The following is a 25293-nucleotide window of genomic DNA, read 5'->3' as shown; positions in this document are numbered from 1 at the left end:
CGCCGGGGTCAGCCGGGAAACATCCCGCCCAGCCGGGCGAGAGTCTTCTCGATGGCCTCGGCGTTGCGCTTCGGAAACCCCAGCAGCCGGATCGCGAACGGCAACCGCGCGGTGGACCAGTCGAACGTCTCGGTGACCTCGGTGCGCCCGTCCCCCGCGGGCTCGAGCCGCCAGCGCCACCGGTGCCCGTAGAAGTGCCGCCAGGCGATCAGCCGGTTCTCCTCGAACTCGACCACGGTGTTCTCGATCCGGTAGGGCGCGCCCATCCGCATCTCCATCCCGAACCGCGCCCCCAGCGACAACCGCGACGGCGCCGCCCCGCGACTGGCCCGCACGGTACCGGACCCATCGATGAGCGGATGCTGAGCCGGATCGGCGAGCAACGCGAAAATCCGCTCCGGCGCAGCAGCAACCACGGCACTACGCGAAACCTGGCGAGTTCCCATTCCCAAAGCCTAGGCCATCAACGCACGCAACAGAGTCCACTGTGGACCCACACACAACCGCACCAACCCACCCCATCAAGGCAGCCACACCCCCCGCACCCCGATACGAAGCCCAAACACGGCGCGGAGGTGCTTGTCAAGGCATCTTTCCCGCCTTGACAAGCACCTCCGCGCCGTAGTCACAATCAGGCTTCGGGGTGCCCCACCGCACCACCGAGCACAACCGCGACCAGCCACCGGACGGCCCCCCGACGAAGTCGTCCGGCAGCGGTATCACCGAGGCGGAGACTGCTTCAACACCACAGTCCGCTCACCCAGCGGTGCCCCGAGCGCCACCGAAATCACCGGATGCCGCAAATCCATCGTGCACATCTGCCCGGTCTGCGCCTTGGTCTCGCTCAAATCGACGACCACCTTCTGCGCGGTCTGCTCGACCGCCTCGCCAAGGGCATGCCCGCAGCCGCCTTCCTCAGCCCGGACCACCAACACCGTGCCCCCGTTGTCCGAATAAACCTCCTTCGGAAAAGTCTTGGGCAGCGCGGACCCGTCGACCCGCTTGTCCGGCACCCGGGCCGCGCCTTGCGGCGGGTCGAACTGGGGTTTGCCCGGCGGCGGCACCGACGTCGAGGTGCTGGCGCTGCCGCTCGGCGGCGCCGTCTCGGTCCCGGACGCTGGTGCGTTCGCCATGCTCGTCGGGCTGCCGCACGCGGCCGCCACCGTGAGCACCAGTGCCGCGCCCGCCAGTCGTGTCGTTCCGATCAGCTTCGTCGAGTACCTCATGATCCCTAGACGGAAGGACCGCCCGGGCGGGTTGCACCCGATCTTCACGGACCGGGGCGCAACACCAATTCCCGTCCGCCCAGCGGCGCGTCGAGGCGCACCGGCAGCGAAATCTCCCGTATGTGCAAGGGACACATCTGCCCGTGCGGCGGTTTGGTGATCGTCACCAGCACGACGACCTGCGCGGCGGTCTGCTCCCCCGCCTTCGCGCTGAGCTTGTTGCACCCGCCCTCTTCGGCCTGGATCACGACGACTGAGCCGCCCTCCGCGAGCGTGACGTCGTGCGGATACTCCGGCGGCAGCGCCGAAGCGTTGACCTGCCCAGTGGCGGGCGCGGTGTCTCCCGGCGGCACGCCCTGCGTCGGGCGGCTCTTCGGCGGCGCTGACCCCGGCGGGGGCGCGACAGGGACCGAAGCCGACGGCGGCGATGTGACCGACACAGGGCTCGAGGAACCCGGCGCGGCCGGGGTTCCCTTGCCCCCGCACGCCGCGACCGTCAGCAGCAGCGCGCTCGCTCCCACGATTTTCCCTGTAGTCCGCATGCATCGCGGACGGAATCGAGGCCCCGGAGGTTGCATCCGGACGAGAAAAACCCGTTCACCGGGCCGAAGCCTTCCCCCGCACCAGCCCCAGCAGCACCACCCCGGCCAGCGTCACCACCAGCAACAGCACCGTGCTCGCCGACGCGAGGAACACCTGTCCCCGGTCCGTCAGGGAGAAAATGGTCGCCGGGAGCGTCCGCCAGTCCGGCGGGTACAGCATCATCGTCGCGCCCAATTCGCCCATCGACATCGCCAGCGCCAAACCGGCCGAAGCCGACATCGCGGGCAGCAGCACCGGCAACCGGACTCGCAGCAGCACCCGCAGCGGACGCGCGCCGAGGCTCGCCGCGGCCTGCGCGAGCAGCGGGTCAACACGTTGCAACGCGGCCGAAACCGTGCTGTACGCGAACGGCAGCAGGATCATCAGGTGCCCGGCCAGCACGATCCAGCGCGTGCCGTTGAAGGCGATCGGCGGACGGCTGAACGCGATCAGCAACGCCAGCCCCAGCACCACCGACGGGACCGCGATCGGCAGGTGGAACAGCGAATCCGCGATCCGGCGCAGCCGCGGCGGGGCATGGTCGACGGCCAGCGCGGCCCAGGTCCCGATCAGCACCGCGACCAGCGACGTGATCACCCCGGTCTGCACGCTCACCGACAGGCTCGCGAAGGTCTCGCCGGACAGCGCCTCGGCGTAATGCGCCCCGGTGAGTCCGCTGGGCAGCACGCCGGTCCAGCTCCCGGCGAACGACGCCAGCACGATCATCACCAGCGGTGCGGCCACCACCCCGAGGAACACCACGCCGAACACCAGCCAGACCAGCAACCGGCTACGCCGCGTCCACAGCAGCACGACGGCCTCCTCTCCCGACCACTCGCCGGTAAACCGCGTAGAGCGCCAGCGACAGCACCACGTTCACCACCGCGACCACCGAAGCCGCCGGGAAGTCGAACGTGACGATTCCCTTGCCGTACACCAGCATCGGCAACGTCGAGACGCCCTTGGCGCCGAGGAACAGCACGATGCCGAACTCGTTCATGGTCAACAGCAGCACCAGGCACGCACCGGACGCGAGGGAAGGCAACGCCTCCGGCAGCACGACCCGCCACAGCACCCGGCCCGGCCGCGCGCCGAGGCTCGCCGCCACTTCCAGTTGTGCCGCCGGGACTTGGCTGAACGCCGCGAGCGCCGGCCGCATCACGAACGGGGTGTAGAAGGTGATCTCGGCAAGCAGTACGCCCCATGGCGAGTACAGGAACCCGGCGGTGCCGAAGATTCCCGCGCCGCCGTAAAGGAACGTGAACGCCAGCGCGATCAGGAACGACGGGAACGCCAGCACCGTGTCCACCAGCCGGGCCAGCAGCGTCGCCCCGGGAAACGGGACGAACGCGACAACCAGCGCGAGGAATCCGCCGAGCAGCACGCAGCCGACGGTGGAACCCAAAGCCAGCAACACTGTCTGCCACACCGCGCGGCCGAATTCCGGCGACGACAGTACTTGCGTCCACACGGACAGCCCGAAACTGCCGTCCTGCGCGGTGAACGACTGCAGGATCACCAGCACCAGCGGGTAGCCGAAGAACCCGGCGACCACGATCGCGGGCGGGAGCAGCCAGCCGATCCGGTATCGGCGGGGCCGCGTGCGGCGGCGGGCCGGGGCGACCGCAGCAGTGCCGAGGGCGAGGCCGGTCATCCGCCGACTCCCACCAGCGGGCAACCGTCCGGAATGGACACTCCGACCCGGTCGCCGACGGCGGGCAGCACCGGGCTGTCCGGCACCTCGGCGCGGATGTCGCAGACCTCGTCGGTGAGCCGCAGGTCGAGGCGGTAGCCGGAACCGCGCCACTGCACGCCGCGGACGAGCGCCGGGAAGGTGCCCGGCCCGGGTTCGCCGACCGAAATCCGGTGCGGCCGCACGCCGAGCGCCACCGGCCGCTCCGGCTGGAGTGTGCCAGACGGTTCGGCGGACAGCTCGCGGCCGGCCAGCCGGACCGTCGCGACCGTTCCGTCCGCGCGCACCAACTCGACCGGAATGAGGTTCGCCGCGCCGAGGAAGCTCGCGGTAAACTCGGTGGCCGGGCGGCGGTAAAGCTGTTCGCACGGACCGAGTTCGACCAGCCGAGAGTCGCGCAGCACCGCGATCCGGTCGGCGAGCGCGAGGGCTTCGCTCTGGTCGTGGGTGACGTAGATCAGCGTGGTGTCCGGCAGTTCGGCGCGCAGCCGGAGGAGTTCCGCGACCATGTCCTCGCGCAACGCGGCGTCCAATGCGGACAGTGGCTCGTCAAGCAGCAACACGTTGGGCCGGATCGCGAGCGCCCGCGCCAACGCGACCCGCTGCTGCTGCCCTCCGGACAGCTCACGCGGATACCGGCGCGCGTACTCGCTCATTCCGACCAGTTCCAGCACCTCGCCGACGCGATTCGTCACGTCCGCGCGGCGCATCTTCCGCGCCTTCAGTCCAAACGCGACATTGTCGGCGACCCGCTGGTGCGGGAAGAGCGCGTAGCTCTGCACCACCACGCCGAGGCCACGTCGATGCGGCGGCAGGTCGGTGACGTCCTGGCCGTCGAGCAGCACCCGTCCGGCGCTCGGCCGGAGGAACCCGGCGAGCGCCTTGAGCGCGGTCGACTTGCCGGATCCGGACGGGCCGAGCAGAGCCAGCGTTTCGCCGCGGGCCACGGAAAGATCCAGCGGGGCAAGCGCTTGCGTCGCTCCGAAGTGGACGGATACGCCGCGGAATTCCACTGCCGGAGTCACTGCCCAGTGGCCTTCCGGTACGCGGCGAGGTCGGCGTCGAGACGGCCGAGGACGGCGTTCCAGTCCGGGGTCCAGACGTCCACTCCGGACATCGCGGCGGTGATCTTCTCCGCCTTCGGGCCCTGCGGTTTGACGTCGGAACGGGCCGGGATTCCGTACGAGTCGCTGGCCTTCGCCTGGGTTTCCGGCGAGAACAGGAAGTCGAGCAGCTTGCGGGCGTTGTCCGCGTGCGGCGCGTTGGCGACCAGACCGGCGAAGTACGGCAGCGCGAAGGTGGAGCGCTTGCCCTGCGCGTCGGCCGGGAAGAACACCGAGAACCCGCCGCTCTTGTCGATCTCGGCGAGGTTCATCTGCAGGTCTCCGTTGGCGACGAGCACCTCGCCCTTCGCGACCTTCGGCTGCAGCTTGCCGGTGGACGACGACGGGCCGACGTTGTTCGCCTGCAGCTTGCCGAGGTATTCGAGCGCGCCCTGGTCGCCGAAGACGTGCTGGGCCTGCAGCAGCACCGCGGTGCCGTCACCCGCTTCACCCGGCGTCGAGTACTGGAGCTTGCCCTTGTACTTCGGGTCGAGCAGGTCGTTCCAGCTCTTCGGGGCCGGGTTCGCCTGCTGCGGGTTGTAGATGAAGCTGAGGTAGTTGTTCATCAGCGCGTAGTAGCGGCCCTGCGGGTCCTTCTGCGCGGCCGGAACCTGGTCGACGCCCTTCGGCGTGGACGCGGCGAGCAGGCCTTCCTTCGCCGCCTGCTGCACGAACGGCGGGAGCGTGACGAGGACGTCGGCCTGGGTGTTGGCCTTTTCCTTGCCCACGCGCGAAACGACCTCGGCGGAGCCGGCCGTGACCGCCTGGACGGTGATCCCGGTCTGCTGCTTGAACTCGGCGAACCGGGCGTTGTACCAGTCCTCGAGGCCGTCCGCGGTGTAGACGGTGACGGTCTGGTCGCCGGACGCTCCGCCCGCCGTGCCGCCGCAGGCGGACAGAAGGCCGACGAGGGTCGCGGCGAGAGCGACGGCGGCCGCTTTCCGGATTCTCATGACTGGGTGGCTCCTTCGAGTACGGCGGGGAGGGCGGAGACGGAGTCGAGAACGTGGGTCGCGCCTTCTGCTTCCAGGTCGGCGCGGTTGCTGGCGCCGGTGAGCACTCCGGCGGCGATTCCGGCACCGGCGGCGAGACCGGTCCGGACGTCAGTGGGGGTGTCGCCGACCACCGCGATGTTGCGGACGTCGGTGACCTGCAGTTTCAGTGCCACGGCGAGGATCAGGTCGGGATACGGGCGGCCGCGCACGCCGTCGCCGGGAGCGAGCGCGAGGTCGGCGAGGTCGTGCCAGCCGAGCGCGTCCAGCAGCGCGCGCTGCGTCGTGGGCGCGAAGCCGGTGGTCAGCGCGACGCGGACGCCTTTCTCCCGCAGGCCGCGGATGGTTTCCTCGGCGCCGGGGATCGGCTTGCACTCACCAGCCGCGACCAAGCGTCCGTACGAGCCTTCGAATTCGGCGTTCGCGCGCTGGGCGAGGTCCTCGTCGCCGAGCAGCGCGCGGAACACGGTGATCTTCGACTGGCCCATGGTTTCCCGGACGTAGTCGAGCATTCCGGCGTATCGTTCGTCCTCTTCGGACACTCCGGCGGCGGCGATCGCGGCGGTGAAGGCACGTTCGACCAGTCCGTCGTCCGCGACGGTGGTGCCTGCCATGTCGAGCACGACGAGTTCGGTGGTCACCAGCCCAGCTCCTTTGCGGTGTCTTCGGCGATTGCGGGCGAGCAGGTCATCCCCCGGCCGCCTGGGCCGGTGACGAGGAAAGCGTTGCCGGACAACCGTTCCCGGTGCACCACCGCGGCCGGGTCGGTTGCCTGCGCGTACACGCCGGCCCAGCGGCGGCGGATCTTCGGCAGCGGACGGCCGAGCAGCGCGCCCGCCACTTCGGCGAGGTGTTCATACGGGTCTTCGGTGACGTCGAAGGAGAACGGCTGCGCGTACTCGTGCGTGTCGCCGATAGTGAGCGAACCGTCGCGACGCTGCACCATCAGCAGCTGCATCGCGTTCCGAGCAGCGGTTTCGCCCTGCGGCTGGCCTTCGTTCATCGCGTCGAGCGCCGCACCGCGGTAGGCCGGGTAGTACCGGAAGCTGTCGCCGTCCGCGACGCTGGTGGGCAACGGTTCGTCGAGCGGTTCGGTCTGCGCCATCTGCAACCGGACCCGCCGCACCGGGATCTCGCCCGCGATCTCGCGGACCAGCCCGCCGAGCCACGCGCCGGTACAGAACACCACGACGTCGCCTTCGTGCCGTTCGCCGTGGTCGTCGACGACGCCGTTTTCGGTCAGGTTCCGCACTTCGCGGCCCGGCAGCCAGCGGTACCGGCCGCTCGCTTTGAGCGCTTCGCGGAGGGCGGGCTGCGCGGTCCGCGGTTCGACCGCCGCGTCGCGTTCGCACCACAACGCGCCGGTGAAGTTGCCGCGCAACGCGGGGTTCAGCGCCCGGGTCTCGTGCGCGTCGAGGAGTTTGAACCCGCGCTCGGCCGCGTCCGGACCAGCGACGACCTCCTGCGCGACGGCCAGCTCGGCGTCCGTGCGGACGACCGTGAGCGAGCCGTTGGGCCGGAAGCCCAGCGCGGGCACGCGTTCGCCGATCCGCTCCCACAGCTCCCGGGCGCGCACCGCCGTCTCCAGCTCGGGACCGGCGGCGCGACCGCCGACCCAGACGAGCCCGAAGTTGCGGACGGACGCCCCGCGCGCCTCCGGCTCGCGTTCGAGCTGAAGGACTTCGTGACCGCGTTCCACGGCCTGCCAGGCGTGCTGGGTGCCGAGCACGCCGCCGCCAACAATGAGGATTCGCACGGCCGCAACAGTCGCCGCCCGCGCTCAACGGAGCCTGTCGGCCCGGGGAACGCCAGGTGAAGCAGCCTCGAATATTGGACCGGATGAGTTACCTTTCCGTTATCTTCACAGCCGGCCCGCCGCGACGAACACGCACACCGCCAGGATCACGACATTCGCCGCGACGTTGCGGTACTCCGCCGGCCGGTGCTCGGTCACGGCCAGCCGCCAGTGCCCCGCCATCGCGCCGGCCATCACCACCGCCAGGCCGACTGCCGCCCACCCCGTGAGCACCGGGGCGATCCCGGTCAGCCGGGGCAGGATCAGACCGAGCACCGCGACGAGTTCGCAGATCGCGGCGAAGCGCACGACCGGCATCGGATACGCGGCCACGCCGGTTTGCCCTGTCTCGAGCAGCCGTTTCCGCGACATCGTCGACTTCAGCACGCCGGACAGCGCGAAGAGCAAGGCCAGCGCCACCTGAGCGGTCCACAGTGCGATTTCCATGGTTCCCTCCGTTCGATGCGGAGGGAACGAACCGGCGGCACCGGATGTGACAGCTACTCGACGCGGCTCAGTCTCGTGACGAAACTCAGCCGGTCACCGCGGTAAAGCGACCGGACCCGCTCGAACGGTTCACCGTCCGGGCCCCACGACACGCGGTGCATCAGCAGCATCGGCAGCGCCGGGTTCGTGCCGATGAGCAGCGCTTCCCGGGGCGTCGCGAGCACGGTCTCCACGCGTTCCTCAGCCCCCTCGAAAACCACGCCCAGCTCGTCGCGCAGGTATGCGTACAGCGACTGCTCCGGGTCGAAATCCTCGGGCAGCGTGGGGAACCTGTCGGCGCGGAGGAAGGTCGATTCGAGGCCGACGCGTTCGTCGTCGGCGAGCAGCACGCGTTCCAGGTGGATCACCTCGGCGGCCGGTTCGATCCCCAGGTCGGCGGCCAATCCGGTGCCCGCGGCGCGGCGTTCGAGCGTGATGAGCGTGCGGCCGGGCCGGATGCCCTGGCGGCGCAGGCCTTCGGTGTAGCTGACGAGCGCGAGCGGCTGCACCAGCTTCGGCGGAGCGACGTACGTGCCGCTCCCCTGCCGTCGCGACAGCCTGCCTTCGAGGACCAGCTCGCCGACCGCCTGCCGGACCGTCGCACGCGACACCTCGAACCGCTCGCACAGCTCGCGTTCCGTTGGCAGCGCGCTTCCTTCGCCCAGTTCGGCGATGACGGCCAGCAGTTCGACCTTCACGGCGTAGTAGCGCGGCACGCGGCCGTGATCCGGGATGCCGTCGCGGACCGGTCCGTCGGCGGACAGGCGGGACAGCGGCGAAGACGTGGGCACGAGACCCGAGCCTATGCCAGACGCGCGGCGCGTGGTTCGCTGTCTCGCGAACTAAGCCCCACGGGAGGGACCCCGCAATGCCATTGGCTCGCCGGCTAGGCCTCGCCGACGCTGTTTTCATCGGGCTCGGTTCGATGATCGGTGCCGGAGTTTTCGCCGCCTTCGCCCCGGCCGCGCGTGCCGCGGGTTCGGGATTGCTGCCCGCTCTCGCGGTCGCCGCGTTAGTTGCTTACTGCAATGCGACTTCTTCCGCCCGGCTCGCCGCGTTGTATCCGGAATCCGGTGGCACTTATGTGTACGGGCGCGCTCGGCTCGGTGAATTTTGGGGGTACATAGCGGGTTGGGGCTTTGTCGTCGGGAAAACGGCGAGCTGTGCGGCCACGACGCTGACCGTCGTCGCATACGCCGCTCCTGGACTTGGCCAGCCTTGGCGGAGTGTGCTCGCGGTGGGCGTGATCGGTTTGGTCACCGGAGTGAACTATCTCGGTGTGCACCGGTCCGCGTTGGCCACGCGGATCATCGTTTGTATCACCTTGCTGGTCCTCACCCTGGTCGCGATTTTCGGATTTTCCGGCGAGCACGTTTCGGCGTGGACGCCATTCCGCGGCGGCGGAGTGCTCGAAGCGGCCGGATTGCTGTTTTTCGCCTTCGCCGGTTACGCCCGGTTGGCCACTCTCGGCGAGGAAGTCCGCGACCCGGCGCGCACGATTCCGCGGGCGATCCCGATCGCGTTGGGACTGACCCTCGTGGTGTACGCCGTGGTGGCGGTGGTGCTGCTGGTGACATTGGGACCGGACGGGATTGGCACGAGTCCCGATCCGCTCGCTTCGGCCGTGCCGTGGCTGTCGCCGGCGGTTCGGGCCGGTGCGGTGGTGGCCGCGCTGGGCTCGTTGCTGGCGTTGGTGCTGGGCGTTTCGCGGACGACGCTCGCGATGGCACGGGACGGGCATCTTCCGCGGTTTCTGGCCGCGGTGCATCCTCGGTTCTCGGTGCCGCACCGGGCCGAACTCGCGGTCGGAGTGGTGGTCGCGGTGCTGGCCACGACGACGGATTTGCGTGGTGCGATTGGGTTTTCGTCGTTCGCGGTGCTGGGGTACTACGCGGTGGCGAACGCTGCCGCACTGACGCTGCGCCGGGACGAAGGGGCCGCACCGAAAGTGGTCGCGGCCGGCGGATTGGCGGGATGCGCGGTGCTGGCGTTCAGCCTGCCGGTCGTCTCGGTCGTCAGCGGGTGCTTGGTGCTGGGCTTGGGAGCGGCCGCGTACTTGGTGCGCCGCCGGGGATCGCGCGTTGACTGACGCGATTTTGTTCTCCGGCACGGCAATTCTGCGCGAAAGTCCCCCTCGCGCAGCTCTCACCCGTTTGCTGCGATAAGCACACATCCCCAGGTCGGGACGGCTTTTCTCGTCGTCGCGCCCGGGTAAATCCGCCGGATCCGGTGAGAAATCCGAAAGATCCGAAGAAAGTTGGTTGTCCACTTACCGCCGCTCTGGTGTAGTCGGTTCGTCACCGCAGCACCCCCTCCCCGCTCCTGGGAGCGCACGCTCCACAGTGGACACCGGAAGGACAATCCCCTTGGTCGACAAGCGAAACTTCAGCATGCTCACGCGAGTACTGGCAGGCGCGGCGGCACTCGCGGCCGCCACCGGGCTGGCGGCGCCCGCCGCGGCGTCGGAACCGCCGTCGGGCCCGGAAACCCAGGTCGTCGGCGGGACTCGCGCCAGCCAGGGGAATTCCCGTGGATGGTCCGGCTTTCGATGGGCTGCGGCGGCGCGCTGTACACCGAGCAGATCGTGCTGACCGCCGCGCACTGCGTCGACCGCACCGGGGCGGACTCGTCGATCACCGCGACGCTCGGCGTGGTCGACCTGCAGAGTTCGAGCGCCAAGAAGGTGCGCTCGACCTACGTATACCGCTCCCCGACGTACGACTCCACCGGCGGCGACTGGGCGCTGATCAAGCTGGCGAGCCCGGTGAGCGGCATCCCGACGCTGCCGATCGCGAAGAACGCCGACAACAACTCCGGCACGTTCACGATCGCCGGCTGGGGCGCGGCCCAGGAAGGCGGCGCGCAGCAGCGTTACCTGCTGAAGGCGGACGTCCCGTTCGTGGACGACCAGACCTGCCAGTCCCAGGGCGGCAGCTACGCCGAGCTGAAGCCGGACGCGGAACTCTGCGCGGGCAAGCTCGACACCGGCGGCGTCGACACCTGCCAGGGCGACTCCGGCGGCCCGATGTTCCGCCGCGACGAGGCGGGCGAATGGATCCAGGTGGGCATCGTCAGCTGGGGCGACGGCTGCGCCCGGGCCCACGCGCCCGGCGTGTACACCGAGGTGAGCACGTTCGCCTCCGACATCGCGGAGGCGGCCGGGAAGATCTGATCGAACGCTGACCGCACGGCCGGGCGCGGGACTCCACTGGGGTTCCGGGCCCGGCCGTGCGGCGTTTCCGTTGCGGCGTGAGCGGAATCGGAGGGGTGCACGCGAGCGCTGGTTCGCCAGGTCGCGGATCGCGCCGCACGGGGCCCGTGCGACCGGGTGCGCGGGCAGTCCTGAAGCGTCGCGGGCACCACACCGTCAGATCGCCGGGCAACCCGCGCTAACCGCCAGCGGTCCCGCGTTCCGCGCCCGTAGCTTCGCCAGCCCGCGCCAACCGGCAGAAGGCCGCGTTCCGCCTCCGCAGCTTCGCCAGCCCGCGCTAACCAGCAGAGGTCCCGTGCGTAGCTTCGCCAGCCCGCACTACCCCGCCGGAAGCCCCGCGTTCCGTTCCTCCAAGGCCCCCGCAGCGCGGCCAGCACCGGAACGACCGCCGCTGCCTGGTCCTCGTCGAGCGCCGTGCCGATCAGCGCGTCCAGCTCCGCGCGGTAGGTCTCCCCCGCCGCCTCGGCCAGCTCGCGGCCGGACGGGGTCAGCTCGACCAGCGACGACCGGCGGTCCTCGGGATTCGGCGCCCGCCGCACCCAGCCGCGCGCTTCGAGGCGGTCGATGCCCTTGCTCGTCGCCCCGATCCCCACCGCGAAGTTCACCGCGAGGTCCGCGACCCGCGACCGCGGATGCCGCTCCAGATACCGCAGGAACTCGTACTGCGACGCGACGATCCCGTGCTCGGCCTTGAGCCGCTCCCCCACCGCGTTGTAAAGCCGGGTCTCGGCGCGCACCAGATGGTCGAAGAGCTGCTCGTTTGCCGAAGTACCTGCCACGGCATATAGTCTAGCATTACATGCTTCGGCATATACTTCCGAAGAATCCTCAAGGGGGAACAGATGAGCCAGGAACAGCGCCGCGCGGTGGACGAGCTGCTGCGCCGGGAGCCGCAGGGCTTCGAGCCGCTGTCGGTCGAGAAGATGCGGGCCGGTTTCGCCGCGATGATGAGCCAGTTCCCGGTCCCGGCCGAGGCGCGGCAAACGCCGGCGACGCTCGCCGGGCGGCCGACCGTCCTCGTCGAACCGCCGGCGACGCCCCGGCCGGGCACGATCCTGTACTTCCACGGCGGATCGTTCTCGCTGGGATCGCCGCACACCGCGATGAGCCTCACGGCGAACCTGGTCCTGCGCACGGGAATCCGTGCGCTGTCACTGGATTACCGGCTCGCGCCCGAGCACCCGTTCCCGGCCGGGATCGAAGACTGCCTCGCCGCCTACCGCAGTCTCCTGGAGGACAACGACCCGTCCTCGATCGTCTTCGCCGGCGACTCCGCGGGCGGCGGCCTCAGCGTGACCACCACCCTGGCCGCCCGCGACGCGGGACTGCCGGTGCCCGCCGGGATCGTCGCGTTCTCCCCCGGCCTCGACCACACCTACGCCGGGTCGACCATGACGACCAAGGAGGAGGCCGACCCCTTCTTCACCCGGGAAAGCATGGTCCGCACCGGCGAGCTGTACCTGGCCGGAGCCGATCCCGCCCAGCCGCTCCTCGCCCCGGCCGTCCACGCTGACCTGACCGGCTTCCCGCCGATCCTGCTGCAGGTCGGCGCGAACGAAGTCCTGCTGGACGATTCAGTCCGGCTGGCAGAACGCGCGCGCGACGCCGACGTCGACGTGACCCTGGACGTCACCGCCGGCGTCCCGCACGTGTTCCAAACCTTCACCGACACCCTGGACGAAGCAGGCGAAGCCCTCGACCGGGCCGCCCTCTTCATCAATCAGCGGCTGCGATGATTGGTTCCGCCCCTCTCGCGCCCTAGGATTCTCCTGGGGCGAGGGGGATGACGGTGAGCGAGCCAGATCTCCGGTTCCCGGAAGGAAGCTTCCTCGCCGGGCTGCCGCCGAGGGCGCGGGCGGCCTTCCTGGAACTCGGCACCGCACGGGAGTTCGCGGCCGAAACCGTCATTGTCCGCGAGGGGGAACCGACCACGCACGTCTGCCTTCTGCTGGACGGCTGCGTGAAGGTCACCGGCACGACGCCCGAGGGCCAGCTGGCCCTCCTCGCCATCCGGGTCGGCGGCGATCTCGTCGGGGAACTCGCCGCGATGGACAGCCAGCCGAGGACCGCGACGGTGATCACGGCCGGGCGGGTCCGGGCGCGGGTCTTCTCCCAGGCCGAGTTCCGCCGGTTCCTCGGCCAGGTCCCCGAGGCCGCGCTCGCCGTGACCACCAGCGTCGGGGCGAAACTGCGCTGGGCGACCCGCCGCCGCATCGACTTCGGCAGCCGGGAGGTGCGGATCCGGCTGGCCAGGGTCCTGGTCGAACTGTCCTCGTCGTACGGGATCCCGGCGGGCGGCGACCTCGAACTCGGCGTGTCGCTGACCCAGCCCGAACTGGCGGCGCTCGTCGGCGCCGCCGAGCCGACCGTCCATCGCGCGCTGGCTCAGCTGCGCCGGGAGAACGTCGTCGAGACCGGGTACCGCCGGCTGCGCATCCGCGACCGGTCCCGGCTCGCCGCCCTAGCCGACGGTTGACCGGCGGGTCATCCCAGCACGGTCAGCAGCACAACGGCCGGACCGCTCGAAAGCAGCACGCACGTCCCCGCCAGCGCGGCCCGGACGTGCCGGTGCTTGCGCATCGCCAGCTTCGCCAGCAGCTCGGCCAGTTCGCCGGCCTGGGCACGTTGATCCCGCACCGAGCGCGGGCCGAGGCCGGCCGCGACGCTCGGGAACGCGAACCTGTTGTCGCGCCCCGGCCCGCTCGTCCGCGGCCAGATGGCCTTCACCAGGTGCACCGACGAAAAGACGTAGGCCGCCGCGAAACAGAGCAAGACGGCCGCCACCGCGAACCGCGGCGCCGCGAGCAGGCGCGCGGCGCTGAGCGAGCCGATCTGGGCAGTCGTCATCGCGGTGATCATCGCGAGCACGGCCGCCACCGTCCGCGCCTTGTCGTCGGCGTGCTGAATCGCGCCCTGGAACGACGAAACAGTGGCCAGCACAGTGCCGAGTTCCGCGTCCGTCCGCGTGGCCGAGCCCGCCGGCGCCTTCCTGGTGGAACCTCGCATCGTTGCACTCCTCACGGTTTTCCCGATCATCCGGTTCGTCCGGAGCGAAAACCCCGTCGTGCGGCGGTTTTCGCGGTGCGCCGCTTTCCCGGCCGAATCCCGTCCCGCGACGGGGTGCGAACCGGTGCGCGCGGACCACGGTGGAAGACGTTGACCGGCATCCGGCCGGGCCGAGCGCCCGGCCGGCGCGGCGAAGGAGCAGCGCTGAACGAACAGTCCTGGCCCGCCGACAGCCTGCTCGGCAGGCTGCCCGCCCGGATCAGGGAGGGCATCCTCGAACTCGGCACGACCGTGACTTACCGCGCCCGGCACCAGGTTTTCCGCCAAGGCGAGGAAAGCCACCGCGTTCTCCTGCTGCTCGACGGTCTCACGAAAGTCGTCGTCCACACGGAATCCGGCAGACCGGTGGTCCTGGCTCTGCGGGGGCGCGGGGACCTGCTCGGCGAACTGCTCGAACGCAGGCATCCGGCGAACGTGGTGACCTGCACCCCCGTTCTCGCGAAATCGATCGGCGGCGCGCAGCTGCAGGACTTCTTCCACCGGAATCCGGACGGCTGGGCCGCCATGGCCGGACGGCTGAACGCCCAGCTGCGCGCCGCCGACGCGCGCCGGGCGGACTTCGTTGCCTGCCCGGCGTCGGCGCGGGTCGGCCAGGCCCTCGCCGAAATCGCCGCCGAGCACGGAGTCCGCACCCAGGACGGATGGGAACTGCAGGCGGCACTGACGCAGCCCGAACTCGCGTCGCTGGCCGGGGTCGCGCTCACCACGTGCGAGAAGGCTTTGCGGCGGCTGCGCCGATCCGGTCTGGTCCGGCGGAGATCCCGACGGATCGTAATCGGCGATCTCGCCCGGCTGACCCGGTTCGGAGTACTCGAGCGCCAGAACCCGTCTCAATACGGGGTCTGCGACTCCGAAGTGCCGCACAGTTGAGAACTCAGAGTCACGGGTACTGGCTCGCTGGGCGGTCAAGGGAGGACAGGGTGCCGGACCACAAGGAATTCTCGAGGGTGCTGTTCGTCGCCGCGGACGCGTGGCGCTACGGCGGCCGCGACGGACGTCAGCAAGCGGAGCTGCAGGAGGCGCTCGTCGGCGCGGTGGGCGCGGCAGGGCAGGCGGCCGACCTCGATCCGGCGGGATGGGAGCGGCAAGACGCCGGCGACGGCTTCCTGGCCATCGTCCGCGACAGCGGGGCCGAACTCGCCCTCGTCGACCCGTTCGTCCGCGAACTGAACGCCTGCCTCGCACGGTTCAATCACGTTCGACGCGCGGAAACCCGGCTTCGGCTGCGGCTGGCGATCCACCACGGCGGGATGGTGCCCGCCGCCTTCTGGGTACGCCGCCGACGGTGCCGTCCACGTGGGCAGGCTCCTCGAGGCGGCTCCAGTCCGGGCCGCGCTGGAGGCCGTCCCCGAGGCGAACCTCGTGCAGGTCGTGTCGGAGTCGATCTACCACGGCTCGGTCCGGCAACGCTTGACCGACCTGTCCCCCGAGGACTTCACCGAGGTCCTCGTCGACACGCCGGGCAAAGGATTCCGGGCCGCGGCATGGATCCGGGTCCCCGGCATCAGCGCCGAACAACTGTCCAGGTCGACCTACCCCGAGACGCTCGCCGTCTGCGTGCGGCGACCTGACCTTCCCGCCGCGCTCGCGGACTCGGCCGGCCGCGCCGCACTCGCTTCCTTCGAAGCCGCCGGCATCTCCGCCGTCGAGAAGATCTCCAACTGGGACAACGATTTCGTCGTGCCGCTGTCGACAGCGGACACCGGCAGCCGCGTCCTCGGGGTGTGGGTGGACCACTTGACGCGAGCCCTCGCCGACGCCCGGTGCCCGGCGATGTCCATCGGAATCGACAGCGACGTCGCGGCCGCGCGGCAGCTGGCCGCCAGCCAAGCGGCCGCCGCGATCTTCGCCGGAGCCGCCGACGCGCCCCCGGTCCTGATCGTGTCCGGCGAGGTGCACCGGCGATTCGTCGCCGGGTCGACGGCCCGGATGGTGGCCCCGGAAAGCTTCCGCCGCGTGGGCACCGAGCCGGAATCGTGGCTCCGCGTCCCCGGCTATTCCCTCCCACCCGAACCCCGCGCGGACCGGGCGGCGCCGACGCCCGTGTGGACGCCAGCCTCCGCACCGCACCACGGTCCGGTGTCCAACATCGGCCAAGCCACCATCCACGGCGACCACATCACCGGGAACGTCTACCGAGGCGGGCGGATGTGATGGCCGAAGACACCCCGACACCACCGCCAGCGCCCGCCCAACCGCCCCCAGCCGAAAAGCCGTCCGCCCCCGCGACGCCGAACACCGGGCCGGCGGACGAAAAACTCCTGTCCAGCGAGAACGGGCGCGAGGTGAACGACGCGCTCCACGCCGGAGAGGAATTCCTCGCGCAGGACCACGCCCGGCGCGGACCGACCTCGAACATCGGAAACGCCTCGATCCGCGACATGCACGTCGGCGACCGCTACGAGATCGTCGTCGGGCAGAAGGTCGCCCACACCGTCGGCGCCGTGCCGGAGGAACTGCGCCGCTGGGTCCGGGAACGGTACGTCACCGTCGAGGCGTACGAGGATCTGTCCGAAACGCTGAAGAACCGGCGCGTGCTGGTGCTGCGCGGCCAGCCCGGTACCGGCCGGGTCACCACCGCGCTGCACCTGCTCGACCGGCTCGTCCCCGGCCGGGTTTTCCGGTGGGAGTGCGGCAAGACCGCGAAATCGCTCACCAGCGGCACCTTCGCCGAGGACGACGCCGGCTACCTCGTGGAACTGCCCGCCCGGGTGAGCGGCGGGCTGACCGAGGTGATCCTCGACCAGCTCCGCAGCAAACTCGACCAGCCCCGGTCCTACTGCGTGCTGGTCGCCGCCGGGGACCCGCGGCACGCCCGCTCGTTCGGCGGATACGCCGTCGACTACCAGGCACCGGATTCCGCCGACCTCCTCCGGAACCACATCCGGCACGAGGTCGTCGCCGACGACCCGCCGGATCTTGAGGAGAAACTGCTCCGGCTGTGCGAACAGGCCTGGGTGTCCGCCGCACTGGGGCCGTGCCCGACGCCGTCGGAATCGGTCTGGATGGCAAGGCTGCTCACTCGGCACGCACGCGGCGACATCACCGAACAAGACGTCCGAGACGGCGGGCAGCAAGCCGTGGACAACCAGGTCGCCGAATGGTTCGGCGAACTGGCCGGGCTCGCCCCCGGCACGGAACTGAAGGAAGCGTTGCGGCTCGCCGCTTTCCGGATCGCGCTGGCGGTGCTGAACAGGTCTCCTTACTCATTGGTGGCCGAAGCCGCCGACCGGCTGAGCCGCCGTTTTTCCTCGGGAGGGGAGGAGTCGAAGGAAAAGCCTGACCAAGGCCTGTCGCTGTTCGCGGACGATCCGGCCAGCCGCCTGCCCGCGCTGCGCGCGAAGATCGTCGAAGGCCGCGCGACCTTCAGGCACGAGCTGATCCCCATGGAAATGCTGGAATTCGAGGACCCGCGCTATCCGAAGGCAGTCCTCAACCACGTCTGGCGGCACCACCACCGGCTGCGGAACGCGCTCGTCCCCTGGCTCCAGGAACTCGGCAAGGACGACCAGACGATGGTGTGGGTGCGCGCGGCGCAGGTCATCGGGTATCTCGGCCGGCTCGATTTCGCCGATGTGTACACGAAAATCATCGAACCGGCTTCCAAGTCAGACGAGGAAACCGGCTGGGATTCCGACCGCCGCCGTTCGGCAGCCATCGCACTGGACCAAGCCGCACGCGAGGAGAGCGTCGAGCCGGCGGTCCTCGAACGTCTCCGGCACTGGCGTCGCTACGGCACTGCGGAGCAACAGCAAACCGCCGCGGCGACTTACGGATATGCGCTGGGGCGCAAGCGAATTCTCGCCGCACTCGAAGAGCTTCGGGTGCTGGGCACGCCTTCGGAACGCGGCAGGCCGTTCGACCCGGACGACTACGATGACGTCGTTTGGACCGCAGGACACAGCGTGGCCAAACTGTTCGCCTTCGGCATGGTCACGGAAGTCCTCGACCACCTCCGGGAATGGCTGGCGAGCAAGCGCAGCAGCCTTCGGCAGTTCGCGCTGGCCGCCATCGCGCACCTCATCCTCTTCTACGCCTACGAACTCGATCACCCGTGGGTGTCGCTGGGGGACGACCGGCCCGACCTGCCGCCAGGCTCCAGCCGGTGGCCGCTGTTGCCCGCGTTGTGCGCACAGAACTCCGACGTCTCCCGGCGGGTCGCCGAGCTGCTCGGAAAGGCGCTGCGGACCCGGGACAGCGACCGGTTGACCAAGTTCGGGCTGGCCCGGTGGATCCGGTCGGCCGAACGAGATCCCGTGTTCCTGGACGTGCTCGCCGGGTTCCTCGGCCGCCTGGTGCTCCGCGAAGGGGACGCGCAGCGGTTGAAATACCTGATCAGAAGGCTTGTCGACGACTGGGCGGACCCGCTGCGCCCGGACGTCGCGCAGCGGTTGAGCACGGAGATCGACGCAAGCGAACGAACGAGGGTGGCGGCATGACCGAAAACCAGGACGTCCCGGTGAAAAGCGCTCCTCCGGCACCGGATTCCGGCTGGCTCGAAGCGGCCGCGGAGAACCACGTCCCGACGATCCGGACCCTGCCGAGTTCTGCCTACGCGCCGATCACCGCCGCGGAGCGGGTCAGCCGCCTCGGCTTCGCCCGGAAACGGGCGGTCCACCGGCCGTGGGTCGCGCGAGTGTTCGTGAAAGGCGACGGCAGCATCGAATCCTTCACCTGGCCGGCGCAGCCGACTACCGGGGAGCTGGTGTGGGGCGGGTACCGGACGGTGTACGACGTCGATCTTTCGCTGCGCAACCTCGCCTTGGACATCACCCTGCCCAGTTCCGGCGACGCGTTCGTCTTCCGCGCCGAAGTGGATGTGCAGTGGAAGGTCGAAGACCCGGAGAAAGTGGTGGCGGCGGGAATCCGCGACCTCCGCAAACCGCTGGTCCCGCGGCTGCTCGCCGAACTCCGCCAAGCGAGCCGGGCGTTGGCCGCCACCGACGTCGAAACCGCCGAGAAAGCGGTCAACTCGGCCTTCGGCTCCGAGCGGTTCGAGACCGAGTACGGGATCTCGACGACCGTCCACGTCCGGCTTCGCATGGACGCGCAGACCGAACGCAACGTGCGGCTCGAAGCCGAGGTGCGCGCGTTCAAGAAGCTCATCGAGAACGGCGACATCGACCAGTTCGCGCTGCAACTGGCCCAGAACCCGAAGAACGTCGAGCCGGTGGTCCGGGCGCTGGTCGCGGAACGGGACACCTACCGCAAGGACGTGCTCAAGTTCATCAACGAACTCGTCGATTCGGACGCGCTCGACCGCTGGCAGCTCGACGACCACGTCCGGGTGGCGCTGCAGTGGATGGAGACCATCGTCAAACGGGTGCTGACCGGCAGCGACGCCGCCCGGCAGCTGCCGTTCGACCCGGAGCAGAACGGGGACGCACCGCAGCTGGCCTCGCCCGCCGAGCCAAGCGAGACGTGATGAGTGCGGCGTTCCTCCACGGACTCGGCGTCTCGGCGCTCGTCATCGCCGTTGTCTGCCTCGCGGTCCGGTTCGTCCTTCCGGCTGTGCTGAAGGTTCTCGTGGAGCCCGTCCGCGGCTGCGTTTCCCTCGCCGCGGCGCTGCTCCTGCTTCCTGAGTACTGGCTCAGCCGATCCCGTCGCCGCGGGGGCGCCGTGCCCGCGCAGTTCGCCTACGCTTACGGCGACGGGATCGTTCAGCTGGCCGGTCTGGGAGACCGCGGCGTCGTGCTCCTGCTTCGGTCGCTCGCCGAAGCCGCGGCGACGGTGCACCCGCTGGCCGTCGCGGGCGTCACCGCCGCCTGGGAGCTGGCGGTGTCGTTCTGATTCAGCGGATCTTGTCCAGCCGGGAAACCGTGTCCTCGAACCCCTGGACCAGATCCGCCATCACGTCGGCCACCGGGCGGACCCGGTCCATCCTGCCGACGATCTGGCCCACCGGCATCGACACCACCGACGGGTCCGCGGCGGCGTGGATGCGGTTGTGCGCGTGGGAAACCAGCAGGTTCTGCAGCGGCATCGGCAGCGGCTCCGGAGCACCCGGCGCCGACCAGGCTTCGGTCCAGCGGGTTTTCAGCAGGCGGGCGGGCTTGCCGGTGTAGATGCGGGTTCGGACGGTGTCCGCGGAGGTCGCTTCCACCAGCGCGGTCTGCATGGCCTCCGATTCCGGCATCGTCTGGAGGTATTCCTCCGTCGCGAGCCAGTACGAGCCCATCCACGCGCCGGAGGCGCCCAAGGCGAGCGCGGCGGCGACTTGGCGGCCGGAGCCGATGCCGCCTGCGGCGAGGACCGGGGCGCGGTCGCCGACGGCGTCGACGATTTCCGGGACCAGCACCATGGTCGCGATTTCGCCGGTGTGCCCGCCTGCCTCGTGTCCTTGCGCGACAACCAGATCCACGCCGTTGTCGACGTGGCGGGCGGCGTGCGAGCCCTTTCCGGCCAGTGCGGCCACCGGGACGCCCGCGTCGTGCGCGCGGGCGATCACGTCGGTCGGGGGCGAGCCCAAAGCGTTGGCGATCAGGCTGATCCGGTGGTTCAGCGCGACGTCCACATGGGACCGGGCGACCGAGTGCAGCCAGCCGAGGACTCCGGCGCGTTCGTCGGTGTCGTCGGGCAGCGGCGGGACCGACAGGTCCTTCAGCACTTTGTCGACAAACGCCCGGTGGCCGGGCGGGATCAGCTCGTTCAGGTCGGTCTGGGTGCCCTCGGACGGGATCTTCGCCGGCATGACGATGTCGACGCCGTAAGGCTTTCCGTCGGTGTTTTCGTCCATCCAGGACAGCACCGCGTCGAGTTCGGCGGCGTCGTTGAACCGGACGCAGCCCAGCACGCCCATGCCGCCCGCGCGGCTGATCGCGGCCGCGACGTGCTCCGACGGGGTGAATCCGAAGATCGGCACCTCGATGCCGAACCGGTCGCACAACGATGTGCGCATGCGCCCTCCTAGGCGGGTTCGTGTTCGGCGGCGTACCGCTGGGCCCACGGATAATCCGGTTTCCCGCTCGGCGAACGGCCGATTTCCTCGGCCAGCCACACCGTGCGCGGCACCTTGTATCCGGCGACCTCGGTCCGCACGTGCGCTTCCAGCGCGGCCAGATCCGGCCGCACGCCGGGACGCGGCTGGACGACGGCGGCGACGCGCTGGCCGAGCCGGTCGTCCGGGATGCCGATGACCAAAGCGTCGAAAACGTCCGGATGCGATTTCAGCGCGCCCTCGACTTCTTCCGGGTACACCTTTTCGCCGCCGGTGTTCACGCACTGCGATCCCCGGCCCAGCAAGGTGACCGTGCCGTCTTCCTCATACCGGGCGTAGTCGCCGGGCACGACGTAGCGGACGCCGTCCACTTCGGTGAAAATGGTGCGGCTTTTCTCCGGGTCGCCGTAATAGCCGAGCGGGACGTGCCCGCGCCGGCCGATCAGCCCGACCGCGCCGGGTTTCGGCTCGACCACTTCGCCGTTGTCGTCCAGCAGGATCGCGTCCTTGCCGAAGTTCACCCGAGGGCCCGCGGAATGGTCGGAATCCTTGCCCACCATGCCGATTCCGGTGAATCCGCTTTCCGACGACCCGATCGCGTCGGTGATCACGACGTTCGGCAGCAGCTCCAGCACTTCCTGCTTCACCGAATGCGAGAACAGCGCCGCGTGACTCGACACCGCGACCAGCGACGACGCGTCGTAGTCGCCGGAGCGGTACGCGTCCACGAGCGGCCGCGCCATGGCGTCGCCGACGATCGTCAGCACCTGCACCTTGTGTTCCTGGACCGCGCGCCACACGTCGTGCGCGTCGAACTGCGGGACGAACACCACCGGGCTGCCGGTGAACAGCGCGCCGAACGCGGCCCACTGCGCCGCTCCGTGGATCAGCGGCGCGGCGGGCAAGCGCACGAGCGAACCGGACTTTCCTTGTTCGCTGAGCGTCCATTCGTCCGGGACGTACTCGCCGGTGACGAAGTTGATGCCGCCGCCGAGCGCGCGCCAGATGTCCTCGTGCCGCCACAGGACGCCCTTGGGATACCCCGTGGTGCCGCCGGTGTAGAGGATGTACAGATCGTCGGCGCTGCGCTCGCCGAAGTCGCGCTCGTCCGACTCGGCCGCGAGCGCGGATTCGTACTCGACGCCCGTCTCGTACGGGGTGTCCGAACCGTCCTCGACGACTACAACGTGTTTCAGTTTTGGCGCTTCCGGGAGCACCGCCGCCACCCGGTCGGAGTAGCGCCGCTCGTGCACCAGCGCCACCAGGTCGGCGTTGGTGAACAGATAGCGAAGCTCCCCGTGGACGTAGCGGTAGTTCACGTTCACCGCGATCGCGCGCAGCTTGTACGCGGCGAACATGGCTTCCAGCGCTTCGATGGAGTTCCGGGAATAGACACCGATGTGGGAGCCGGGTCCCACGCCGTGCGCGGCCAGGTGGTGCGCCAGCCGGTTCGCGCGTTTCTCCAATTGCGCGAAGGTGACCTGGCGTTCGCCGCACACGACCGCGACGCGTTCCGGCACGGCGTCGACGGCGTGCTCGAGTAGATCCGCGATGTTGAGTGCCACGCACCCAAAGTAGAACATGTTATCGTTCTGGGCAATGACCCCGGCCAGCTGACAAGGAGGCCCCGGTGGCCGAACCGCACGCGCTCGTCTCGCTCGAAGGCCGCACGCTCGTGGTGACGATGAACCGCCCGGAAGCCCGCAACGCCCTCACCGGCGAAATGCTTTCGATCATGGTCGAGGCCTGGGACCGGGTGGATTCCGACGACCAGGTGCGCAGCTGCGTCCTGACCGGCGCGGGAGGCGCGTTCTGCGCCGGCGCGGACCTGAAGTCCATGTCCCGCAACGCTCCGGACAAGTCGTTTTCGAACGGTTCCTTCGACCCGAGCCGCATCGAGGGCCTGTTGAAGGGCCGCCGGCTCACCAAACCGCTCATCGCCGCCGTCGAGGGCCCGGCCATCGCGGGCGGCACGGAAATCCTGCAGGGAACGGACATCCGGGTCGCGGGCGAAAGCGCGAAGTTCGGCGTCTCCGAACCCCGCTGGGGCCTGTTCCCGATGGGCGGCTCGGCCGTGCGGCTGCCCAGGCAGATCCCGTACACCGTCGCCGCCGACCTCCTCCTCACCGGCAGGCACATCACCGCCGCCGAGGCACGCGACATCGGGCTGATCGGCCACGTCGTCCCCGACGGTCAGGCGCTGGCTCGCGCGCTGGAACTCGCTGAACTGATCAACGACAACGGCCCGCTGGCGATACGCGCGATCCTCAAGACCATCCGCGACACCGAGGGGATGCACGAGGAGGAAGCGTTCAAACTGGACGCCAAGTACGGCATCGAAGTCTTCGCCTCCGCCGACGCGAAGGAAGGCCCGAAAGCCTTCACCGAAAAGCGAAAGCCAGACTTCCAGGGCCGCTGACCACCGTCCGTGAAGGACTCCTTGAGGGAATCTGTTTCCCTCAAGGAGTCCTTCACGAACTTCAGCCCGCCCAGCCGCACCGAGGAACCACCCACACCTCCCCCACCCCGATACGAAGCCGAAAACACGGGCGGCGGGTGCTTGTCAAGGCATCTTTCCCGCCTTGACAAGCACCCGCCGCCCGTAGTCACAATCAGGCTGAGGGGTGGCGGCCCACCCCTCCGTGGCCCACCCTCAAGACACGTACCGCTCCCGCAACTTCCGCTTGTACAACTTCCCATTCGGATCCCGAGGCAACTCAGGCAGATAATCCACCGACCGAGGCAACTTGAACCGAGCCAGCCGAGTCTCCGCATAAGCAAGCAACTCAGAGGTCAACTCCGGCGACGCCTCGACCCCGTCCGCGGGCTGCACCACCGCCTTGATCGCCTCCCCCAATCCTCATGCGGAACCCCGAACACCGCGACGTCCGCGACCTTCGGATGCATCACCAGCTCGCCCTCGATCTCCGCCGGATAAATATTCACCCCGCCGGAAATGATCATGTCGGCCTTGCGGTCGTGCAGGAACAAATACCCGTCCTCGTCGAGATGCCCGACGTCACCGAGGGTGAACAAATCCCCGACCCGAGCCTTCTCCGTCTTAGCCCGATCCCGGTGATACTCGAACTTCGAATCACCCATCTTCATATAAACCGCACCGGTCTCGCCCGTCGGAACCTCGTTCCCGTCGTCATCGAGAATCCGGATCGTCGACCCCGGCCACGGCAACCCCACCGACCCAGGCTTGCGCAGCCAATCCTCGCCGGAAATCACCGTCCCGCCGCCTTCGGTCGCCGCGTAATACTCGGTGACCACGGGCCCCCACCACTCGAGCATCTTCCGCTTCACCTCAAGCGGACAAGGCGCCGCCCCGTGGATCATCACCCGCAGCGAACTCAGGTCGTATTTCGCCCGCACGTCGTCCGGCAAGGCCAGCAACCGGCGGAACTGCGTCGGCACCATATGGCTGTGCGTGACCCGATGCCGCTCGATCAACCGCAGCATTTCCTCGGCGTCCCAACGATCCATCAGCACCGCGGTGTGCCCCAGCTGCAGCGAAATAGCCACGAAATTGAGCACCGCCGTGTGATACAGCGGTGATCCGCACAAATGCACGTGATCGTCGAACGGCTGCAGCCCGAACACTCCGAAGAACCACGTGGACGCGGCGGGCACCTGATCCGGGTCCGCCCCGGTCAGCGGTCGCTTGACGCCCTTGGGCCGCCCCGTCGTGCCCGAGGTGTAGAGCATCGGCGAGCCGGCCGTCCGGTTCTCCGGCCGTCCGTCGCCCAGCCCGGCACCCAGTTCCTCGACCCGGCGGAAGCCCGGCACGGAACCGACCGCGAAGCGCGCCGACGCGGGCAGCCCGGCCTCGTCGGCGGCGGCCACCGCGACGTCGGCGAACCGCTCGTGCGCCAGGAACGCCTTCGCCCCGCTGTCGCCGAGGATGTACGCGACTTCCGGGCCGACGAGATGCCAGTTCACCACCACCACGTACAGCCCGGTCTGGATCGCCGCGAAGTACGCCGCGACCAGGTCGTCGCCGTTCGGCAGCAGCAGCACCACCGAATCGCCGACGCCCAGTCCCAGCTCGCGCAATCCCGAGGCGTACCGGTTGGCTTTCGCCGCCAGCTCGCCGTATGCGATTTCCCGCCCGTCCGGATCCACCAGCGCCACCCGGGCGGGCTCGGCCGCGGCGATGGTCCACAGTCCCAGGTCCATAACTCCCAAATCTAGAACGC

The 25293-nt window shown here is 69.5% G+C and carries 24 protein-coding genes and 3 pseudogenes; 10 read left to right on the top strand and 17 right to left on the bottom strand.

What is annotated here, in order from left to right:
• Nucleotides 1–8 precede the first annotated feature (8 nt).
• The 11 genes from RPX00_RS26360 to RPX00_RS26310 all read right to left on the bottom strand — a co-directional run bounded on the left by RPX00_RS26360 (nt 9) and on the right by RPX00_RS26310 (nt 8668).
• Nucleotides 9–446 (bottom strand): SRPBCC family protein, encoded by a 438-nt coding sequence (locus RPX00_RS26360; RefSeq protein WP_406629309.1) that lies wholly within the window; start codon nt 444–446, stop codon nt 9–11.
• Between the two features lie 273 nt (nt 447–719).
• Nucleotides 720–1226 carry a hypothetical protein gene (locus tag RPX00_RS26355; RefSeq protein ID WP_406629307.1) on the bottom strand — a complete coding sequence of 169 codons (507 nt, stop codon included), beginning with the start codon at nt 1224–1226 and terminating at the stop codon, nt 720–722.
• Between the two features lie 44 nt (nt 1227–1270).
• On the bottom strand, nt 1271–1747 hold the full coding sequence (locus RPX00_RS26350; RefSeq protein WP_406629305.1) for a hypothetical protein: 477 nt from the start codon (nt 1745–1747) through the stop codon (nt 1271–1273).
• 76 nt (nt 1748–1823) lie between these two features.
• On the bottom strand, nt 1824–2621 hold the full coding sequence (locus tag RPX00_RS26345; RefSeq protein WP_378313171.1) for an ABC transporter permease: 798 nt from the start codon (nt 2619–2621) through the stop codon (nt 1824–1826).
• Nucleotides 2599–3462 carry a 2-aminoethylphosphonate ABC transporter permease subunit gene (locus tag RPX00_RS26340; RefSeq protein ID WP_406629303.1) on the bottom strand — a complete coding sequence of 288 codons (864 nt, stop codon included), beginning with the start codon at nt 3460–3462 and terminating at the stop codon, nt 2599–2601. The genes RPX00_RS26345 and RPX00_RS26340 overlap by 23 nt, the downstream gene beginning before the upstream one ends.
• Nucleotides 3459–4526: an ABC transporter ATP-binding protein gene (locus tag RPX00_RS26335; RefSeq protein WP_406629301.1), complete on the bottom strand. Its 1068-nt coding sequence runs from the start codon at nt 4524–4526 to the stop codon at nt 3459–3461. Before RPX00_RS26335 ends, RPX00_RS26340 begins: the two co-directional genes overlap by 4 nt.
• Nucleotides 4523–5557, bottom strand: coding sequence for a 2-aminoethylphosphonate ABC transporter substrate-binding protein (locus RPX00_RS26330; protein WP_406629299.1), 1035 nt, complete (start codon nt 5555–5557; stop codon nt 4523–4525). The genes RPX00_RS26335 and RPX00_RS26330 overlap by 4 nt, the downstream gene beginning before the upstream one ends.
• Nucleotides 5554–6240, bottom strand: a complete 687-nt coding sequence (locus RPX00_RS26325) for a phosphonatase-like hydrolase (protein ID WP_406643093.1) — start codon at nt 6238–6240, stop codon at nt 5554–5556. The genes RPX00_RS26330 and RPX00_RS26325 overlap by 4 nt, the downstream gene beginning before the upstream one ends.
• Complete coding sequence (locus tag RPX00_RS26320) at nt 6234–7352, bottom strand: TIGR03364 family FAD-dependent oxidoreductase (protein ID WP_406629298.1); 1119 nt, start codon at nt 7350–7352, stop codon at nt 6234–6236. Before RPX00_RS26320 ends, RPX00_RS26325 begins: the two co-directional genes overlap by 7 nt.
• A gap of 105 nt (nt 7353–7457) precedes the next feature.
• Nucleotides 7458–7838, bottom strand: a complete 381-nt coding sequence (locus RPX00_RS26315) for a DoxX family protein (RefSeq protein ID WP_406629296.1) — start codon at nt 7836–7838, stop codon at nt 7458–7460.
• Nucleotides 7839–7891: 53 nt separating this feature from the next.
• Complete coding sequence (locus RPX00_RS26310) at nt 7892–8668, bottom strand: GntR family transcriptional regulator (protein WP_406629294.1); 777 nt, start codon at nt 8666–8668, stop codon at nt 7892–7894.
• Nucleotides 8669–8745: 77 nt separating this feature from the next.
• Here RPX00_RS26310 and RPX00_RS26305 point away from each other — a divergent pair, with 77 nt between their 5' ends.
• Nucleotides 8746–9966, top strand: a complete 1221-nt coding sequence (locus tag RPX00_RS26305) for an APC family permease (RefSeq protein ID WP_406629292.1) — start codon at nt 8746–8748, stop codon at nt 9964–9966.
• A gap of 277 nt (nt 9967–10243) precedes the next feature.
• Nucleotides 10244–11049 (top strand): annotated as a pseudogene (locus RPX00_RS26300) (S1 family peptidase).
• 575 nt (nt 11050–11624) lie between these two features.
• Here RPX00_RS26300 and RPX00_RS26295 read toward each other — a convergent pair.
• A pseudogene (locus RPX00_RS26295) lies at nt 11625–11795 on the bottom strand (MarR family transcriptional regulator); the annotation flags it as partial.
• A 135-nt stretch (nt 11796–11930) separates the two neighbouring features.
• On the opposite strand from RPX00_RS26295, the gene RPX00_RS26290 reads away from it, so the two are divergent.
• On the top strand, nt 11931–12824 hold the full coding sequence (locus RPX00_RS26290) for an alpha/beta hydrolase (protein WP_406629291.1): 894 nt from the start codon (nt 11931–11933) through the stop codon (nt 12822–12824).
• 53 nt (nt 12825–12877) lie between these two features.
• The gene (locus RPX00_RS26285; RefSeq protein WP_406629289.1) at nt 12878–13564 is read left to right on the top strand and encodes a Crp/Fnr family transcriptional regulator; all 687 of its coding nucleotides are present in this window, start codon (nt 12878–12880) and stop codon (nt 13562–13564) included.
• Between the two features lie 8 nt (nt 13565–13572).
• Here the strand turns inward: RPX00_RS26285 and RPX00_RS26280 are convergent, their stop codons facing one another.
• Complete coding sequence (locus RPX00_RS26280) at nt 13573–14094, bottom strand: hypothetical protein (RefSeq protein WP_406629287.1); 522 nt, start codon at nt 14092–14094, stop codon at nt 13573–13575.
• Between the two features lie 150 nt (nt 14095–14244).
• Here RPX00_RS26280 and RPX00_RS26275 point away from each other — a divergent pair, with 150 nt between their 5' ends.
• Nucleotides 14245–15024 (top strand): Crp/Fnr family transcriptional regulator, encoded by a 780-nt coding sequence (locus tag RPX00_RS26275; protein ID WP_406629285.1) that lies wholly within the window; start codon nt 14245–14247, stop codon nt 15022–15024.
• A 35-nt stretch (nt 15025–15059) separates the two neighbouring features.
• Here RPX00_RS26275 and RPX00_RS26270 read toward each other — a convergent pair whose 3' ends face one another.
• Nucleotides 15060–15398, bottom strand: coding sequence for a hypothetical protein (locus RPX00_RS26270; RefSeq protein ID WP_406629284.1), 339 nt, complete (start codon nt 15396–15398; stop codon nt 15060–15062).
• Nucleotides 15399–15450: 52 nt separating this feature from the next.
• Here RPX00_RS26270 and RPX00_RS26265 point away from each other — a divergent pair, with 52 nt between their 5' ends.
• The 4 genes from RPX00_RS26265 to RPX00_RS26250 are packed head-to-tail and all read left to right on the top strand — an operon-like array spanning nt 15451 to nt 19944.
• Entirely contained in the window at nt 15451–16308 is an 858-nt protein-coding gene (locus RPX00_RS26265; protein ID WP_406629282.1) for a hypothetical protein, read from the top strand.
• Complete coding sequence (locus RPX00_RS26260) at nt 16308–18593, top strand: hypothetical protein (protein WP_406629280.1); 2286 nt, start codon at nt 16308–16310, stop codon at nt 18591–18593. Before RPX00_RS26265 ends, RPX00_RS26260 begins: the two co-directional genes overlap by 1 nt.
• Nucleotides 18590–19579: a hypothetical protein gene (locus RPX00_RS26255; protein WP_406629279.1), complete on the top strand. Its 990-nt coding sequence runs from the start codon at nt 18590–18592 to the stop codon at nt 19577–19579. Before RPX00_RS26260 ends, RPX00_RS26255 begins: the two co-directional genes overlap by 4 nt.
• On the top strand, nt 19579–19944 hold the full coding sequence (locus RPX00_RS26250; protein ID WP_406629277.1) for a hypothetical protein: 366 nt from the start codon (nt 19579–19581) through the stop codon (nt 19942–19944). Before RPX00_RS26255 ends, RPX00_RS26250 begins: the two co-directional genes overlap by 1 nt.
• A 1-nt stretch (nt 19945) precedes the next feature.
• Here the strand turns inward: RPX00_RS26250 and RPX00_RS26245 are convergent, their stop codons facing one another.
• Complete coding sequence (locus RPX00_RS26245; protein ID WP_406629276.1) at nt 19946–21052, bottom strand: NAD(P)H-dependent flavin oxidoreductase; 1107 nt, start codon at nt 21050–21052, stop codon at nt 19946–19948.
• Between the two features lie 8 nt (nt 21053–21060).
• Complete coding sequence (locus tag RPX00_RS26240; RefSeq protein ID WP_406629275.1) at nt 21061–22656, bottom strand: acyl-CoA synthetase; 1596 nt, start codon at nt 22654–22656, stop codon at nt 21061–21063.
• Between the two features lie 65 nt (nt 22657–22721).
• Here RPX00_RS26240 and RPX00_RS26235 point away from each other — a divergent pair, with 65 nt between their 5' ends.
• On the top strand, nt 22722–23510 hold the full coding sequence (locus RPX00_RS26235) for a crotonase/enoyl-CoA hydratase family protein (RefSeq protein WP_406629273.1): 789 nt from the start codon (nt 22722–22724) through the stop codon (nt 23508–23510).
• A gap of 234 nt (nt 23511–23744) precedes the next feature.
• Here the strand turns inward: RPX00_RS26235 and RPX00_RS26230 are convergent.
• Nucleotides 23745–25273, bottom strand: a pseudogene (locus RPX00_RS26230) (acyl-CoA synthetase).
• Nucleotides 25274–25293: the final 20 nt, after the last annotated feature.

It is taken from the genome of Amycolatopsis sp. WGS_07, from assembly GCF_045278895.1.
GTDB lineage: Bacteria > Actinomycetota > Actinomycetes > Mycobacteriales > Pseudonocardiaceae > Amycolatopsis.
The sequence above is the reverse complement of the archived record's forward strand: the minus strand, read 5'-3'. Positions and strand labels throughout refer to the sequence as shown.